This is a genomic window from Paenalcaligenes sp. DL 463 (genome assembly GCF_057475185.1).
Map to the genome: position 1 here is coordinate 471,330 of NZ_JBYBKX010000001.1, position 13,363 is coordinate 484,692.

Sequence of the window (13,363 nt, forward strand, 5' to 3'; positions counted from 1 at the left end):
AGTTACAGCTGATCCGCTACCTTGGTCAGTTGTTGCATAAAATTGATACACTGTTTAAGTTGTTCGATTTCCACATACTCATCCGCTTTATGGCCTTGTGCCATCGAGCCGGGTCCGCACACGACGGTTGGAATACCAATTTGTTGAAATAAGCCGCCCTCAGTTCCGAACGAAAGCGTCTGGGTTTGCTCTGAGCCAATAATGCCCGCGACTAAGCGGCGCAAGGCTTCGCTTTCAGGGATTTCTTCTAAGGCAGGGTACGAGGCAATGGTTTCCCAGTGAAAATCAGTGTCGTGATTAACCTCGTGCATCTCGGGTAACAGCGTGGTCTGCGCGTAGGTTTGAATTTCAGAGAAAATGGTGTCGGGATCGTCTTCGGGAATGTGGCGTAACTCGAAGTCGATCTGGGCCAGTTCTGGGATGATATTTAAGGCCGTTCCGCTTTGGAATTTTCCCGTATGCAGCGTGGTGTAAGAGGGCTCGAACTGGTGGTTGTGTGGCCCTTGCTCACGTCGCTGTCGAGCAAGCTGGCGTAAGAATGACACGAGTTCGGCGCCATATTCAGCGGCATTCACGCCAAGGTGGGTTAATGCCGAGTGGCCCGTGTGCCCTTTTACCGAGCAGCGCCACGCCCGCTTCCCTTTGTGGGCCACCGCCACACGCATGCTGGTGGGTTCACCAATAATGCAGGCCAGCGGTTTTACGGGTTGGGTCTCCAGTTTTTCAATCAGTTTACGCACACCCACACAGCCGACCTCTTCGTCGTAGCTAATCGCCAAATGAAAAGGTATGTTGTCAGCGTGCTGAAGAAAAAGAGGCACATTCGCTAGCATGATAGCAAGGTAGCCTTTCATGTCTGCGGTGCCGCGGCCATACAGCTTGCCGTCGTGCTCGCTTAAATTGAAGGGGTCAACGCTCCAGTTTTGGCCGGTGACCGGCACTACATCGGAATGTCCCGACAAGCAAATACCCGATTGATTCGCATCACCGATGGTGGCGTATAAGTTGGCTTTTTTTCCTGTCTCGTCAAAGGTCAGGCTGGATGCTACCCCGTGCTTTTTGAGGTAATCCTCGACAAAGTGAATCAAGGCGAGGTTCGAGTTGGCGCTAACGGTATTAAAGCTGACTAAACTGCGCAGTAGCTCAACGGTGTGCTCTAAGGTAGTCATGACAAGCTCTCGTATCAATACAGGAAAAAGTAGCGGCACAAGCTGTCGTTAAGAAACGAGCGAAGCCTGTGCCGTTAGGTGCAGATAAGTGGGTTTACGAGTTCGCGTCGTCGATTAATGGCTCCCATTGGCCATCTTTTACGATGTAACGGTCAGCATCGATTTCAAGCAGAGTCTGCCCATTCTCATCGAAGTGCGTTAAGCCAACGGCACCTTCGTATTGGATATCACGAATGGCTTTGGCCAGTTTCGCTTTATCTTTAATGCCTTCTTTCTTAATGACTTCAAGTAGGATGTTGGTCGCATCGTAGCTGTATTTAGCGTACGTACCCGCAGCTTGATCAAAGTTTGCCGCAGCGTAGGCGTCGTCAAAGGCCTTCAAGTTAGGGTTGTCTTTTACCTTTTGCACGCTAGCGATGATGCCATCACCCTTTTCCTTGGTAATTTCGACTAATTTGTCATCAAAAATTCCCGAAATGCCCAGCATGGGAATATCTTGCATGCCTAAGTCGGTCATTTGAGTGCGTACTAACGCGGCTTCCGTTACCACGCCACCGAAGTAAACTGCATCAGGCTCATCAGAGCGAAGGCGGGAAAGCGCCGAACGGAAGTTGGTGGTGCCCACAGGCGACGCATCGGTGGATGTGACTTCACCGCCATATTCCTTGATGTAATTGGTGAATGCAGCGGTATTACTGGTGCCGTAGTCACTGGTATCGGAAATGATGGCAAAACGCTTCCAGCCTTTTTCTTTTAATGCCCATCGGGCCAAAGGCTCGTTCTCAATAACGGATGTTGGCACAACACGAGAGATTTCAGGGTGGCCGGCTTCCGTGATGCGTGGACTGATCGCGCCCCAAACAATGAAAGGCATTTTGCTGCGATGGAAAATGGGAATGGTTGCCAGCGCTACTGGGCTGTTCCAGTGACCGGTGGCGGCGACCACACGGCGATCATTTACTAATTTTAGTGCCGCTGATGCGCCAACAGTCGGGTCAGAGGCGTCATCCAATACAACCCCTTCGACCTGATAGGGATAATCCCCAGATTCATTCGCTTGCTGAATGGCTAATAAGAAACCGTTACGCGCCCCTTGACCTTCGTATGAGCTGCCTCCGCTAAGTGGGCCTAAAAAGCCTAGCTTAATGGTTTCCGCGGAATGGACGGCTGTACTTGTAGCAAATAGCGCTGAGCATACGACGGCAATACCGGTGATACGGTTTAAGAAATTCATTTTTTTCATGGTTGTCTCCTATATGAATTATTCACAGCCTTTTGTAGTACATGGAATAGCCCGTTGATCAGACTATTTTGTTCAGCTTTCTTTTCCTCCGTAGGTGAGTTCAGATCATGGTTAGAAGCTCGGTGCGCTTTTTGGGTTCTTAGCGCGTAATAGATAGTCTGGCATCTGGGGCTCGTAGCGCTGCCAGATTTCGGCCAGTTTGGTAATAGGCTTATCGTCCCAGTCCACACGCAAGTCGACAATCGGCCATGAGTCTGAACCATATACGATCAAACCCGCAGAGTGTTCATCGTCTTTTTCGCCGCCGGCATCCAGACCCGCCTGCAAAGCCGTTAAAAGACGTTGTGCCAAATGTTGTTCGTGGTTCTTCTCAAAGCTATCAATCATTTTTTGAGGGACTTCGTCGTTGGCCAACAAATTGCCCACCGCCACGCAGTTTTTACCTGTCGCACCCGCATGAATGCCTAAGGCCTCCTTCCCACTAAACCACGCGCTATCGCCATCGGTGTCAAGTACCGCTAATTGACGCCATTCGGTATGGGGGCGGGCGGCTTGTAAGTGGTTAAGCACCGCGTTAGCGCCGAAGCCTTGTTGTAAAAGCGTTAAGCCCAGTTGGCCCAAGCGCGGATCAGTGATGTTTTGGCTAAGTACAACCCCAGTATGCGAGCGCACCCAAACACAGCGGCTTGTGACGGCAATACTCGAGGTGGTAATGGCCGCGCCGACAGCACCCGTCTTCTCACATTTTCCAGCTATGGAATAAGTCATCTATCTCTCTCCGTGATTACCCTTGATCGCTTCTTTTTTTCCGCAATTTGTAATTTAAGTATACTACTATTGCATACATAAAACATTCTTAATAAATAGTTTGGATAGTATTTAATTATGATGTGCATTACTTTTACAAATGAGGTAATGCCAAGGAGGCGGGACTGAAATGACGGAAATAATCATTCAACAATCCGTGAACTGGTTGCTGATAGGTTGCGTCTATGCATTACTGGCGGTGGGCTTTAGCCTGCTATTTGGTGTGTTGGACGTGATCCATTTTTCACACGGTGATATTTCCATGACGGCACCTTTTTTTGTGCTGGCGTTGGCGATGTTGATGCCGGGTGAGATGTCGGCTGTGCAGTTGGCGTTGCTGTTTCTGATCGCGGTAGTGATAACCGGGATTTTGGGCGTCGTCATTGAACGGATCGTGATCCGTCCATTGCTGGACTCACCTCCTTTGATGGCGCTGGTCACAACGGTGGCTTTGGGAATTGTGGTGCGTGAGTTGATCCGTCATCTTTTCCCCGGCGGTAGTAACCCGCACGGTTTTTCTTTCCCCATAGGCGGAATTGCGACCTATGCATGGAATGTGGGAATCAGTTGGCTCTTGGTCGCTGAGGTGGCGTTAACCATTGGCATACTAGCGGGCATCTGGCTGTTCTTGCATCGCACGACATTGGGTATTGAGGTACGTGCCGTGACGCAAGATTTTGATGCAGCACGCTGGATGGGCATTAAGCCATCACGTATTTTCCGTATCACGTTCTTTATTTCAGCGCTAACCGGTGGTGTGGCCGCCTTACTCTATACCAGCAATATCGGCGCGGTACGCTTTGACTTTGGGGTTATGGTCGGCCTGATGGGCTTCTCGGCGGCAGTGATCGGCGGGTTGAGCAGTGTGCCAGGGGCCATTCTTGGTGGCTTGTTGTTAGCAGCGGTGGAAACGTTGGCGCAAGCTGTTATTCCAGATGGGTCTTCTTATCGTCTGGTGATTGCTTTCCTAGTGGTCATCTTGTTCTTGGTGTTTAAACCAGCAGGCCTGATGGGCAAAACGGTTGTAGAGAAAGTATAAGGAGCCTGAACATGAAAAATTTGATGACAGCCGACAGCCCCGAAATGGTTCGCCGTAATCCGGTCAGGGCCGTTACTGAAATTGTGGGTCTGCAACTGGCCGCCGCCGTGTGGCTCTACGCCTTTCTTAAAGTAGAAGATTGGCCCTTACTGACCGCGCTGTTCGCGATACCGGTCGTTTTGTTTGTACTGACTAATCGTAATCCTGGCCTTGAGCGTCGGATCGTGCAATCGTTTAAGGCGTTCCCTCGAACTGCCATGCTAGGGCTGGTCATTGTCGTGGTGCTGTTTCCCGTCGCGGTCGGCGAAGACACCTATGTTTTGCACTTGTTAATTATTGGCCTGCTTTATTCTGTTCTGGCCTTAGCGCTTAACTTTCAGTTGGGCAGTGCCAATATTCCTAACTTTGCCACGGGGGCGTCGTACGGCATTGGTGCGTATGTTTCAGCGTTATTGGCCATTCATTTTGGCATTAACTTTTGGTACGGTTTGATTGCCGCTGCCGCCGTAGCCACGTTTTTTGGCTTTGTGTTGGGCGTGCCTTGCATGCGTACGCGGGAATCGTATTTGGCCTTAGTGACCATTGCGTTCGGCATCATCATTCATCAACTATTAAATAATTTTGAATGGACGGGCGGGGCAAATGGGTTAGGGGGGATGCCGGCTCCAACCCTATTTGGTCATTCCTTTGATGATGACATCGTGTTGTTCGGCATTACGTTACCCAATCAGGCTAACTGGTATTACTTAGCGGGTTTACTGGTGGTGTTGTCGATTGTGTCGGCGGCTCGCCTACATAATTCGCGAGTGGGGTTAGCGTGGAATGCGCTGCGTAACGATGAGCTGGCTGCACGTTGTTCGGGCATTAATGTGACCCGTTATAAAGTGTTGGCCTTCATGGTAGATGCCTTCTTATCGGCTTTTGCTGGAACCGTTTACGCCTTCTATGTTAGTTACATCTCGCCAGATAACTTCACCTTCTTGGTATCGGTCACCATTATGACCATGGTGATTGTAGGCGGCATGGACAACATATTTGGGGTAGTGGCTGGCACATTGTTATTAACCATCTTGCCTGAAAAATTCCGTATGTTCTCTGATTATCGATTGTTGCTGTACGGCACCATTGTGATTGGCATGTTGATTATGCGCCCTCAAGGCTTATTCCCTAAACAATTACGTAAGCACGGAGGATAGCAATGACACACACTCCTGTTTTACAGTGTCGCAATATGGTGATGAAGTTCGGTGGTCTGGTTGCTACGAATGACGTATCACTTGAAGTTAACAAAGGGGACGTCCTGTGCTTAATTGGCCCAAATGGGGCGGGCAAGTCCACCATCTTGAATATGATCACCGGCATTTATCGGCCTACGAGCGGATCATTAATCTTTGATGGAGCAGACTTAACGAAGCTTGCGCCGCACGATATCGTGGCAAAAGGTATTGCTAGAACCTTTCAGAACAGTCGCTTATTTAGTGATCTGTCGGTGCTGGATAATGTGATTATTGGGATGCACACGCAGGGTAAAAGCGGCGTGTTAGACGCCTTCTTCCGGCCTAGGCGTGTACAGCGCGAGATGGATGAAGCGGCAGAAGAAGCAGGCAAGCTGTTGCAAGCGGTTAGCACGGAGCTTTACGAACAGCGCTATAAAGCGGCCAGTGATTTAGCTCAGGCCGACCGTAGACGCCTTGAGATAGCACGGGCGCTAGCGGCCAAACCAAAGCTAATCTTGTTGGATGAACCCTCAGCTGGCATGGACGAAAAAGAAACCTATGCCTTAGTTCAGGACATACGTCGTCTGCAACAAGATCAACCCGATTTGGCGCTGATTATTATCGAGCACGATATGCAAATGGTAGCGGCCTTGCCTGAGCGCGTCATGGTATTAGATTACGGCGTCAAAATCGCTGAAGGCACTTTTCAAGAAGTATGTGCAGTAGAGCGCGTACAGGAAGCGTATTTAGGAGGGTCTCATGCTTGAGCTAATAGGAGTGGACACAGCTTATGACGGCGTTCCCATGCTACGCAATGTGAACATGACGGTGAAAAAGGGTGAGTTGGTCTGCTTGCTGGGTCCGAACGGGGCCGGTAAAACGACCACCTTCAGAACCCTATCTGGATTGATCAAACCCACCAAGGGCACGGTGAAATTGCTGGGCGAAGATGTGATGAAAGTGGGCGCTGAAAGGGTGGCCCGCTTAGGGGTGGGCGTCGTGCCTGAAGGGCGCCGTTTATTTGGTTCGTTAACGGTCAGAGAGAATCTACTACTGGGTTGGCGAGCTGTAGGCGGGCGCGATAATTTCGGCGATGACCTTGACGCCATGTGCGTATTATTTCCGCGTATTAAAGAGCGCTTAACACAGCCAGCAGGTACCTTGTCAGGAGGCGAGCAGGCGATGGTGGCATTAGCGAGAGCACTGATTGCCAAGCCCGCTCTTATCATCATGGATGAACCGTCATTAGGCCTTTCTCCTAAGCTCATCGATGAGTATTTCGAGACCACCAATCAAGCCCGCCAAACGGGAACGACTATTTTATTGATCGAGCAGAATGCGCAAAAAGCGCTGGCGATTGCTGATCGCGCCTACTTCTTGCTTAAAGGCCAAGTAGCTGTGGAAGGCAGCGCGGAAGAGTTACGAAAAAATGACGTGGCGCGAGAAACCTATTTTTCATGATTTTTTGGAAGACGCTGCTTTGGCTTTCGTGTCTAGCACTCGATTCCAAGAAGCCAAAGCAGGGATGTGTTCTTGGCAAAACTCAGTGAAGTGTTGAATCACACGACGTTCTTGTGGCTGTTGTATACGCATTAAGCCTAAGGAAAGGGCTTGGTGTTTGTCGCTCAGGCGTTGGACGGTAAAGGGTTGACCGTCTAACGCTTGTAAGTTTCCTAAGGGGAAGTTCAACAGACCGACCCCACCGCCATTGGCCACAATGCCACGCATGACTTCAGCAGAGCTTGAGCGGTAGGCAATGTTTGGGGTGAGCTTTTCGTTACTGAATAGCGATAAGAAGTATTCGCGGCTGAGCGGTAAATCGAGTAGTACGTGGGGATACTTAGCCAAATCTGACAAGCTAAGGTCTGCTTTACCGACCAATGGATGATCAACCGGAAGGATGGCAAAAGGCGGCAAGGTGGCCAGTGGCGTGAATTCGATTTCCGGCGGTACCTGTAAGTCGTAACTTAAGGCGATTTCCAGTGAACCATCGAATAAGCGGTTAAACAATATTTCCTGATCGGCTTCCACAATGTCGAGCTGAATATCGGGATAGGCATTCAGAAACTGACGGCGCAAGCGCGGTATGGCTTGGGGGGCTAAGGACACTAAACAACCAAAGGCAATACGGCCGCTTAGTTTGTCACCGAGCTCCATCGCTTCACTTTGTAAGGCTTCGGCATGGCGCAATAACATTCGTGCGTCGCGCAATAAACTATGTCCGGCCTGCGTTAACGATAACCCTTGTGCATGGTGGCGTATGAATAGTTGTACCCCAAAGGTTTCTTCAATATCGGATAAGGCGGTGGATACCGAGGGTTGCGATACGTGCAGCAGTTTAGCCGCCGCTGTAAAGGATAAGGTTTCCGCTGCCGCAACAAAATAGCGTAGTTGACGCAGGGAATAACGTAGTTGGGTGATTTTCATAGTGCCAGCAAGTTTACCGTGTGTGTTGCATAGGATTGTATTATGCAATATGAATAAAAACAATGTTTTACAAATAACTGGCCATGTCGATAATGGTGGTTAAGCATCAAAAACAGAGACGGCTAATCACTCACGTGGTGTTAGTTGCTCTACAACATCAATAACGCTTTGTAGGATGAGTGGAGATGATAGAAAAAGTAGATACCCTTGTTGTGGGTGGTGGCCAAGCTGGTATTGCGGTAAGCGAACACCTGACGAATCAGGGCATCTCGCATCTGGTTTTAGAGCGTCACCGCATCGCCGAGCGCTGGCGCACCGAGCGTTGGGATTCGATGGTGTGTAACGGTCCGGCATGGCACGATCGTTTTCCGGGTTTAGAGTTTGAGGGTGAAGCGCCTGATGCTTTTATCCACAAGGAAGATGTCGCTCGTTATTTTGAGTCGTATGTAGAGAAATTTAACGTGCCGATGCGCACAGGCGTGGAAGTACAAAGCGTAAGACGTAATCAAGGTCGCCCTGGCTTTACCGTGGAAACCTCCGAAGGAACGATTGAAGCCTTACACGTGGTGGCGGCCACCGGTCCGTTTCAGCGCCCCGTGATACCGCCCATCGCACCCGTGTCGGACGGCTACACGCAAATGCATTCCGCACAGTATCGCAACCCCGATCAGTTGGCTGAAGGGGCGGTACTTATTGTGGGGGCGGGCTCGTCAGGCGTACAAATTGCGGACGAGTTACGGCGCGCGGGCAGACAAGTTTATTTGTCTGTAGGGCCTCATAATCGTCCTCCTCGCAGTTATCGTAATCGCGACTTTTGCTGGTGGTTGGGTGTGCTGGGTGAATGGGACGAACAAAGTGCCAAGCCGGGTATGGAACACGTCACCATTGCGGTAAGTGGCGCACGCGGCGGGCACACTATCGACTTCCGGCGCTTGGGTAATGAAGGCATCAAGCTGGTCGGTACGACGCGATCCTTTGAAGGTGACAGGGTACAGTTTGAGGAAAACCTAGCAGAAAACATCGCTAATGGAGACCAAAACTACTTAGCGCTACTGGATGCGGCCGACGAATACATTGAAGCGAATGGCTTGTCCTTACCCGAAGAGCCCGAGGCTCGAGTTTTACCCGAGGCACCGGACTGCGTAAAGAACCCCATACTCGAGCTAGATTTAGCGCAGGCGGGCATTAAGACCATCATCTGGGCTACCGGTTTTGCACTGGATTATCGTTGGCTACAGGTCGACACCTTTGATGAAAACGGCAAGCCTGTGCATCAACGTGGCATCGCTAAAGAGTCGGGCGTGTATTTTGTGGGATTACCTTGGCTTTCACGCCGTGGCTCATCCTTTATCTGGGGCGTTTGGCACGATGCTAAGTTCATTGCTGATCACATTGCCACGATCAATAAGTACGCCAGCTACAAAGCGGCCAATGAATAACGCTGATTTATTAATCATGATTTGTGAAGGTGATAAGAATGGTGCATAAACGTATCCGCCCTTTTAATACTAAAGAGACCTACCCCGAACAAAATCTGGATAACGACCTGTGTCAGGCTGTGGTCGCTGATAACATGGTTTTCGTGCGCGGTCAGATCGGACAAGACCTCGATACACGTGAATCAGTGGGCATCGGTGACGTAGCGGCACAAACGGAAAAGGCCATGCAAAACGTCGCCATGTTGCTTGAAGAGTCAGGCAGCGAATTAGGCGATATTTGTAAAATCGTTATCTATTTAACCGATATCCGCTACCGAGAAACGGTGTACAACGTGGTAGGCCGCTGGCTTAAAGGGGTGTATCCGGTATCCACAGGCTTGGTTGTGTCAGGGCTAGCCCGTCCGGAATGGTTGGTTGAGATTGATGTGACGGCAGTGATTCCCCGAGACAGAATACAAAGCTAAAAGCTTGTCCTTTTTATCGTTTACGTTAGCGCAATAAATAGAACGTCTCATTACAGTTTTAAGGCAAAGGTCTTGCTACTCTGAATACGTCATTCAATAGAAGGAGCAAGACATGCGTTTAAGAACATCTGTGTTTGCGGGAATGCTAACGGTAGGTGGGTTATTGGTAGGTTGCTCTACCCCTACTGAGATTACGACCGTTGATGGGCAAACGGTAACGTCTCCGGATAAGCCTGAAGTGAACGATAACGATGATTTTGTTACCTACGAGAAAGACGGTAAAGAGGTGCAGGTGAATAAGAACGAGGTGCGACGAATCGAAGAGGTTAAGTAAGTCGATTCATGCACCGCCGTTAGTAGGCTAGTAAAAACGAGCGCAGAAATGCGCTCGTTTTGTATGCTTACTCCCTGTCTTGTTTCTCATCTAGCGCTTGCGCCATCTGTAAATGCTCGCGCAGCTTAGGTAGCGTTTTGCTTATTAAGGCTTTCACCTCTGGGTCTTCAGCCGTCTTTTCTGCCTCTTCAAAAAGCTCAATGGCAGATTCATGCGCAGCCACCCCAATGCGATTCACATACATGGTGTCAAACGCATTACCCGTTAGGGCTTTTAAAGCGGTGATTTCAGTGGTTTGCATGATGGACGGGCCGTCCGGCGGAGTCATTCCTTTATCAGTTGCTAGCTTCATCGCTTCGTCGAGCATTTTTCGATGGTCATCGATCATCATCTGTGCAAATTGCTGCACATCGGCATTCTCTGTTTTCTCAAGAGCGAGTTCGCTGCCTTCAATTTCAGCATGGCTACTTTGAAGGGCATTTTCCATGAATTTATGATCGTCTGAGTTCAGCATAGATTCCTGACCTGGGGTAGGGGCATTGGGCGTCATTTGGTGAGCCTCTGGGCCGGTGGGCTGCACTTGACTGGAATTGGGACCAGCGGGTGGTGTTTGTCGAGTATCGGGGGGTGTGTTGGCGGTTTCTTGCTCTCCCGGACTTAGCGGTTGGCTAGGCGGGGAGGTCTGAGCATACGAACCGAAGCTAGCGAGTGTAAAAATGGCTGCACATACGGTAGTGATGCGTAAGGTTTTCATAACAACTCCTCGAAATTAACAGACACGCCGATAGGCGTTAATCTGTACCAGCAAGTTTTGTACCTGCTGGCGCGAGGCGAACTGTTAACGAAGTCGTGTTTAGGAGGGAATCGCTTACCGGTAGGTTATTTCATTCAAGATGTGAAATTTCTCGAACGCCGGATTTAGCAGCAAGAATTTTCTGTTTGATGGTGCTCTGAAACTTTGATTCGTTGTCAGGGGCAGCGACTCCACTTCCCTTTTTATGGTAAAGATGCAAGATGTAAGAGCCTAGCTTTCCGTCTTTGCGTGTAACGTTATTGAAGATCAAACGCATAATGAACTCGCTGTCCTCTCTTCCCCAGCCAATGAAATCATTATCGAAGCCGTTCACTTGTTCGTAATCCGATCGCCATACGGCGATATTGCATCCTACGGCCCCTTGCCAACGCTCCGGTCTTCGATATCTAAAAGATTGAAGTGGCCACTTAATAATGGGATGTATGCGCCGAATATGGCGCTGCATCCAGAGCCTTATTAAGGCTCTTCGGGTGAAGTCTGGCACATTTTTAGGGTCTTCTAATAGCTTAGCGGTAAGAGTGGGTGCTAATTGCACCCTAGAGCCCGCTACAAAATGCCCTTTTTGCGCTAGCCACACATGATCTGCGATGAAGCGAGGTGGCAAAAGACAGTCTCCATCGACAAAAATCAAATAATCCCCAGTGGCTTTTGCTACGGCTCGGTTGCGGATCATTGCTAAGCGAAAACCGGTATCGGAGTGCCAAGCATGTAGAATTTTTTTCCCCGTTGCTTGTTCCACCCGTTGAATGGTTTGAGCCGTGTCCTCTGTGGACCCGTCATCCGCTACGATAATTTCGTAATTCACATGATCTTTTTGACGGCAAGCCGTCATTAGCGAAGCCTCTAAGGCGGCGGGCCAGTTATAGGTGCTGATAATTAAGCTGACTTTCATAGTTATTTAGTAGGGAAGCGCTTGCGTTGATATACCTTGGTGTACTTGAAAAATACGCCTATGGCTTCACCGTAGGCAATGATAAAGCCACGAGTTCCTGACAAAACGCCGCCTTTTAAAAGATAGGATCGTACGAATCCGAACGCGCTTTTTAAAATAACAACTGGAAATGAGTACAAGCGAGCGCGGTCAGACTCGGCATAGAGTTCAGAGTAGTGTTGAGCCTTGTTCAGCATTTGTGCGACATCGGTTACGGCTTGATGCTCGATGCTGCCTTGTAAACGCGTGACGTGGCTGGTCTCATGCAGTTGAATTTTTTCGTGAACGGCGCTGTCGGTGAAGCGGTGTTGTTGACGATTATAGAGACGACACAGCCAATCATTTCCCCACCCATTGGTGCGTATGTGCTTGCCGCAGAAGTAATTGTTTCTTAGCACTTCACCCACTCTGTGTGGGTCATCGAACGACCAGCTTTGTAGGGCGTCTAGTAGTGATGTGGAAAGGCTTTCATCGATATCCAGAGAAAGCACCCAATCGGTACTGGCATGACCAGCTGCTGCGTTCTTGGTCGGCCCGAAGCCAAGAAAGGGGCCTTGGACTACGTGGACATTTTGATAGGACGCGAGACGCTCAAGGGTGTCGTCTGTGGACCCATTGTCATACACCACGACCTGTTGAAAATTGGCAAGCGAGCGAAGTGTACGTTCAATATAAGCAGCACCGTTTTTTACGATGATGACTGGGGTGATGTGTGTGTAGATATCCTTCATTTCATCGCAAAAAGGTGGTCAAAGTAGTGAAGATTATATCAGTGTGTGGGCCTATTACCTTTGCCCAGCCATGGTGAATCTGAAGGTGAGTGAACGACATAAAGCAGGGGACTTCCCTAGGTTAAGCGTGGTTTGATCGTGGTATCACGCGTTGCCCTTTCTTCTGGACTAGGTGAAGAGCACTATATTAGCGAGCAAACGCATCGGCTAAAATAAGCTTTAGCGCTGCTATTTACCTCAGTTTAAACCCGTCCGAGTATGTCAAAAAATAACGAAGAAACGCAAGCCGAGCTAACCGAGCTGCTTCAGTCTTACGATGTGACCGAGCAGATTGGTCATTTATTACGTAAAGCTGTGCAACGCCATACCGCTATCTTTCAACAGAATGTGGGCGATGAGCAGTTGACGGCAATACAGTTCGTGACCTTGTGCGTGCTAAGTGATCGAGGCCCCAGCTCGCAAGCCGAGCTGGTTGAGGCCACCGCAATTGATCAGGCGACCATACGAGGCATTATTAATCGATTAAAAGCGCGAGGGCTGATCACGCTTTCTTCAGGGCAGCTTGATCGTCGAAAGGTGATTGCAGAGCTAACGCCGGATGGCGTATCGTTATTGGCCACCACGATTCCGAAGGCACAAGAAATTAGCCGAATTTCGTTGGGTAAGCTTAATCCTGCAGAGCAAGTGGCGATTGTGTATCTACTCAAGAAAATGAACAGTTCGGATTTGGACGGAAATTAACACCTGA

General features: G+C 49.6%; 15 protein-coding genes. 8 read left to right on the forward strand and 7 right to left on the reverse strand.

Annotation, left to right across the window (positions count from 1 at the left end; genetic code table 11):
• Positions 1–2 precede the first annotated feature (2 nt).
• The 3 genes from argE to AC2UZI_RS02195 form a co-directional block, all read right to left on the reverse strand.
• Positions 3–1,169 carry an acetylornithine deacetylase gene (gene argE, locus AC2UZI_RS02185; RefSeq protein WP_486942189.1) on the reverse strand — a complete coding sequence of 389 codons (1,167 nt, stop codon included), beginning with the start codon at positions 1,167–1,169 and terminating at the stop codon, positions 3–5.
• A 94-nt stretch (positions 1,170–1,263) separates the two neighbouring features.
• Positions 1,264–2,412 (reverse strand): branched-chain amino acid ABC transporter substrate-binding protein, encoded by a 1,149-nt coding sequence (locus AC2UZI_RS02190; RefSeq protein WP_486942190.1) that lies wholly within the window; start codon positions 2,410–2,412, stop codon positions 1,264–1,266.
• Between the two features lie 111 nt (positions 2,413–2,523).
• Entirely contained in the window at positions 2,524–3,180 is a 657-nt protein-coding gene (locus AC2UZI_RS02195) for a DUF1028 domain-containing protein (RefSeq protein WP_486942191.1), read from the reverse strand.
• Between the two features lie 169 nt (positions 3,181–3,349).
• Here AC2UZI_RS02195 and AC2UZI_RS02200 point away from each other — a divergent pair, with 169 nt between their 5' ends.
• Genes AC2UZI_RS02200 through AC2UZI_RS02215 form a run of 4 tightly spaced genes read left to right on the forward strand, consistent with a single transcriptional unit; the run spans position 3,350 to position 6,936 of the window.
• Positions 3,350–4,258 carry a branched-chain amino acid ABC transporter permease gene (locus AC2UZI_RS02200; protein ID WP_486942192.1) on the forward strand — a complete coding sequence of 303 codons (909 nt, stop codon included), beginning with the start codon at positions 3,350–3,352 and terminating at the stop codon, positions 4,256–4,258.
• Between the two features lie 11 nt (positions 4,259–4,269).
• Positions 4,270–5,454 carry a branched-chain amino acid ABC transporter permease gene (locus AC2UZI_RS02205; protein ID WP_486942193.1) on the forward strand — a complete coding sequence of 395 codons (1,185 nt, stop codon included), beginning with the start codon at positions 4,270–4,272 and terminating at the stop codon, positions 5,452–5,454.
• A 2-nt stretch (positions 5,455–5,456) separates the two neighbouring features.
• A complete protein-coding gene (locus AC2UZI_RS02210; protein ID WP_486942194.1) occupies positions 5,457–6,242 on the forward strand; it encodes an ABC transporter ATP-binding protein in 786 nt (261 codons plus the stop codon).
• A complete protein-coding gene (locus AC2UZI_RS02215) occupies positions 6,235–6,936 on the forward strand; it encodes an ABC transporter ATP-binding protein (RefSeq protein ID WP_486942195.1) in 702 nt (233 codons plus the stop codon). Before AC2UZI_RS02210 ends, AC2UZI_RS02215 begins: the two co-directional genes overlap by 8 nt.
• Here AC2UZI_RS02215 and AC2UZI_RS02220 read toward each other — a convergent pair.
• Complete coding sequence (locus AC2UZI_RS02220) at positions 6,931–7,902, reverse strand: LysR family transcriptional regulator (RefSeq protein ID WP_486942196.1); 972 nt, start codon at positions 7,900–7,902, stop codon at positions 6,931–6,933. The genes AC2UZI_RS02215 and AC2UZI_RS02220 overlap by 6 nt on opposite strands.
• A gap of 185 nt (positions 7,903–8,087) precedes the next feature.
• Between AC2UZI_RS02220 and AC2UZI_RS02225 the strand changes: the two genes are divergently transcribed.
• The 3 genes from AC2UZI_RS02225 (at position 8,088) to AC2UZI_RS02235 (ending at position 10,139) form a co-directional block, all read left to right on the forward strand.
• Positions 8,088–9,341 carry a flavin-containing monooxygenase gene (locus AC2UZI_RS02225; RefSeq protein WP_486942197.1) on the forward strand — a complete coding sequence of 418 codons (1,254 nt, stop codon included), beginning with the start codon at positions 8,088–8,090 and terminating at the stop codon, positions 9,339–9,341.
• A 38-nt stretch (positions 9,342–9,379) separates the two neighbouring features.
• Positions 9,380–9,805, forward strand: a complete 426-nt coding sequence (locus tag AC2UZI_RS02230; protein ID WP_486942198.1) for a RidA family protein — start codon at positions 9,380–9,382, stop codon at positions 9,803–9,805.
• Positions 9,806–9,917: 112 nt separating this feature from the next.
• Positions 9,918–10,139 (forward strand): YgdI/YgdR family lipoprotein, encoded by a 222-nt coding sequence (locus AC2UZI_RS02235; protein WP_486942199.1) that lies wholly within the window; start codon positions 9,918–9,920, stop codon positions 10,137–10,139.
• Between the two features lie 67 nt (positions 10,140–10,206).
• Here the strand turns inward: AC2UZI_RS02235 and AC2UZI_RS02240 are convergent, their stop codons facing one another.
• The 3 genes from AC2UZI_RS02240 to AC2UZI_RS02250 form a co-directional block, all read right to left on the reverse strand.
• Positions 10,207–10,893 (reverse strand): DUF4142 domain-containing protein, encoded by a 687-nt coding sequence (locus AC2UZI_RS02240; protein ID WP_486942200.1) that lies wholly within the window; start codon positions 10,891–10,893, stop codon positions 10,207–10,209.
• 130 nt (positions 10,894–11,023) lie between these two features.
• Entirely contained in the window at positions 11,024–11,845 is an 822-nt protein-coding gene (locus AC2UZI_RS02245) for a glycosyltransferase family 2 protein (RefSeq protein ID WP_486942201.1), read from the reverse strand.
• Positions 11,846–11,847: 2 nt separating this feature from the next.
• On the reverse strand, positions 11,848–12,615 hold the full coding sequence (locus tag AC2UZI_RS02250) for a glycosyltransferase family 2 protein (RefSeq protein WP_486942202.1): 768 nt from the start codon (positions 12,613–12,615) through the stop codon (positions 11,848–11,850).
• A gap of 258 nt (positions 12,616–12,873) precedes the next feature.
• On the opposite strand from AC2UZI_RS02250, the gene AC2UZI_RS02255 reads away from it, so the two are divergent.
• The gene (locus AC2UZI_RS02255; RefSeq protein ID WP_486942203.1) at positions 12,874–13,356 is read left to right on the forward strand and encodes a MarR family winged helix-turn-helix transcriptional regulator; all 483 of its coding nucleotides are present in this window, start codon (positions 12,874–12,876) and stop codon (positions 13,354–13,356) included.
• Positions 13,357–13,363 lie beyond the last annotated feature (7 nt).

Excerpts from the sequence above, each read along its gene's own strand:
- AC2UZI_RS02205 (WP_486942193.1), top strand. The coding sequence starts at position 4,270 with ATGAAAAATTTGATGACAGCCGACAGCCCCGAAATGGTTCGCCGTAAT.
- AC2UZI_RS02210 (WP_486942194.1), top strand. The coding sequence starts at position 5,457 with ATGACACACACTCCTGTTTTACAGTGTCGCAATATGGTGATGAAGTTC.
- AC2UZI_RS02200 (WP_486942192.1), top strand. The coding sequence starts at position 3,350 with ATGACGGAAATAATCATTCAACAATCCGTGAACTGGTTGCTGATAGGT.
- argE (WP_486942189.1), bottom strand. The coding sequence starts at position 1,169 with ATGACTACCTTAGAGCACACCGTTGAGCTACTGCGCAGTTTAGTCAGC.
- AC2UZI_RS02250 (WP_486942202.1), bottom strand. The coding sequence starts at position 12,615 with ATGAAGGATATCTACACACACATCACCCCAGTCATCATCGTAAAAAAC.
- AC2UZI_RS02255 (WP_486942203.1), top strand. The coding sequence starts at position 12,874 with ATGTCAAAAAATAACGAAGAAACGCAAGCCGAGCTAACCGAGCTGCTT.
- AC2UZI_RS02215 (WP_486942195.1), top strand. The coding sequence starts at position 6,235 with ATGCTTGAGCTAATAGGAGTGGACACAGCTTATGACGGCGTTCCCATG.
- AC2UZI_RS02230 (WP_486942198.1), top strand. The coding sequence starts at position 9,380 with ATGGTGCATAAACGTATCCGCCCTTTTAATACTAAAGAGACCTACCCC.
- AC2UZI_RS02225 (WP_486942197.1), top strand. The coding sequence starts at position 8,088 with ATGATAGAAAAAGTAGATACCCTTGTTGTGGGTGGTGGCCAAGCTGGT.
- AC2UZI_RS02240 (WP_486942200.1), bottom strand. The coding sequence starts at position 10,893 with ATGAAAACCTTACGCATCACTACCGTATGTGCAGCCATTTTTACACTC.
- AC2UZI_RS02245 (WP_486942201.1), bottom strand. The coding sequence starts at position 11,845 with ATGAAAGTCAGCTTAATTATCAGCACCTATAACTGGCCCGCCGCCTTA.
- AC2UZI_RS02190 (WP_486942190.1), bottom strand. The coding sequence starts at position 2,412 with ATGAAAAAAATGAATTTCTTAAACCGTATCACCGGTATTGCCGTCGTA.
- AC2UZI_RS02220 (WP_486942196.1), bottom strand. The coding sequence starts at position 7,902 with ATGAAAATCACCCAACTACGTTATTCCCTGCGTCAACTACGCTATTTT.
- AC2UZI_RS02195 (WP_486942191.1), bottom strand. The coding sequence starts at position 3,180 with ATGACTTATTCCATAGCTGGAAAATGTGAGAAGACGGGTGCTGTCGGC.
- AC2UZI_RS02235 (WP_486942199.1), top strand. The coding sequence starts at position 9,918 with ATGCGTTTAAGAACATCTGTGTTTGCGGGAATGCTAACGGTAGGTGGG.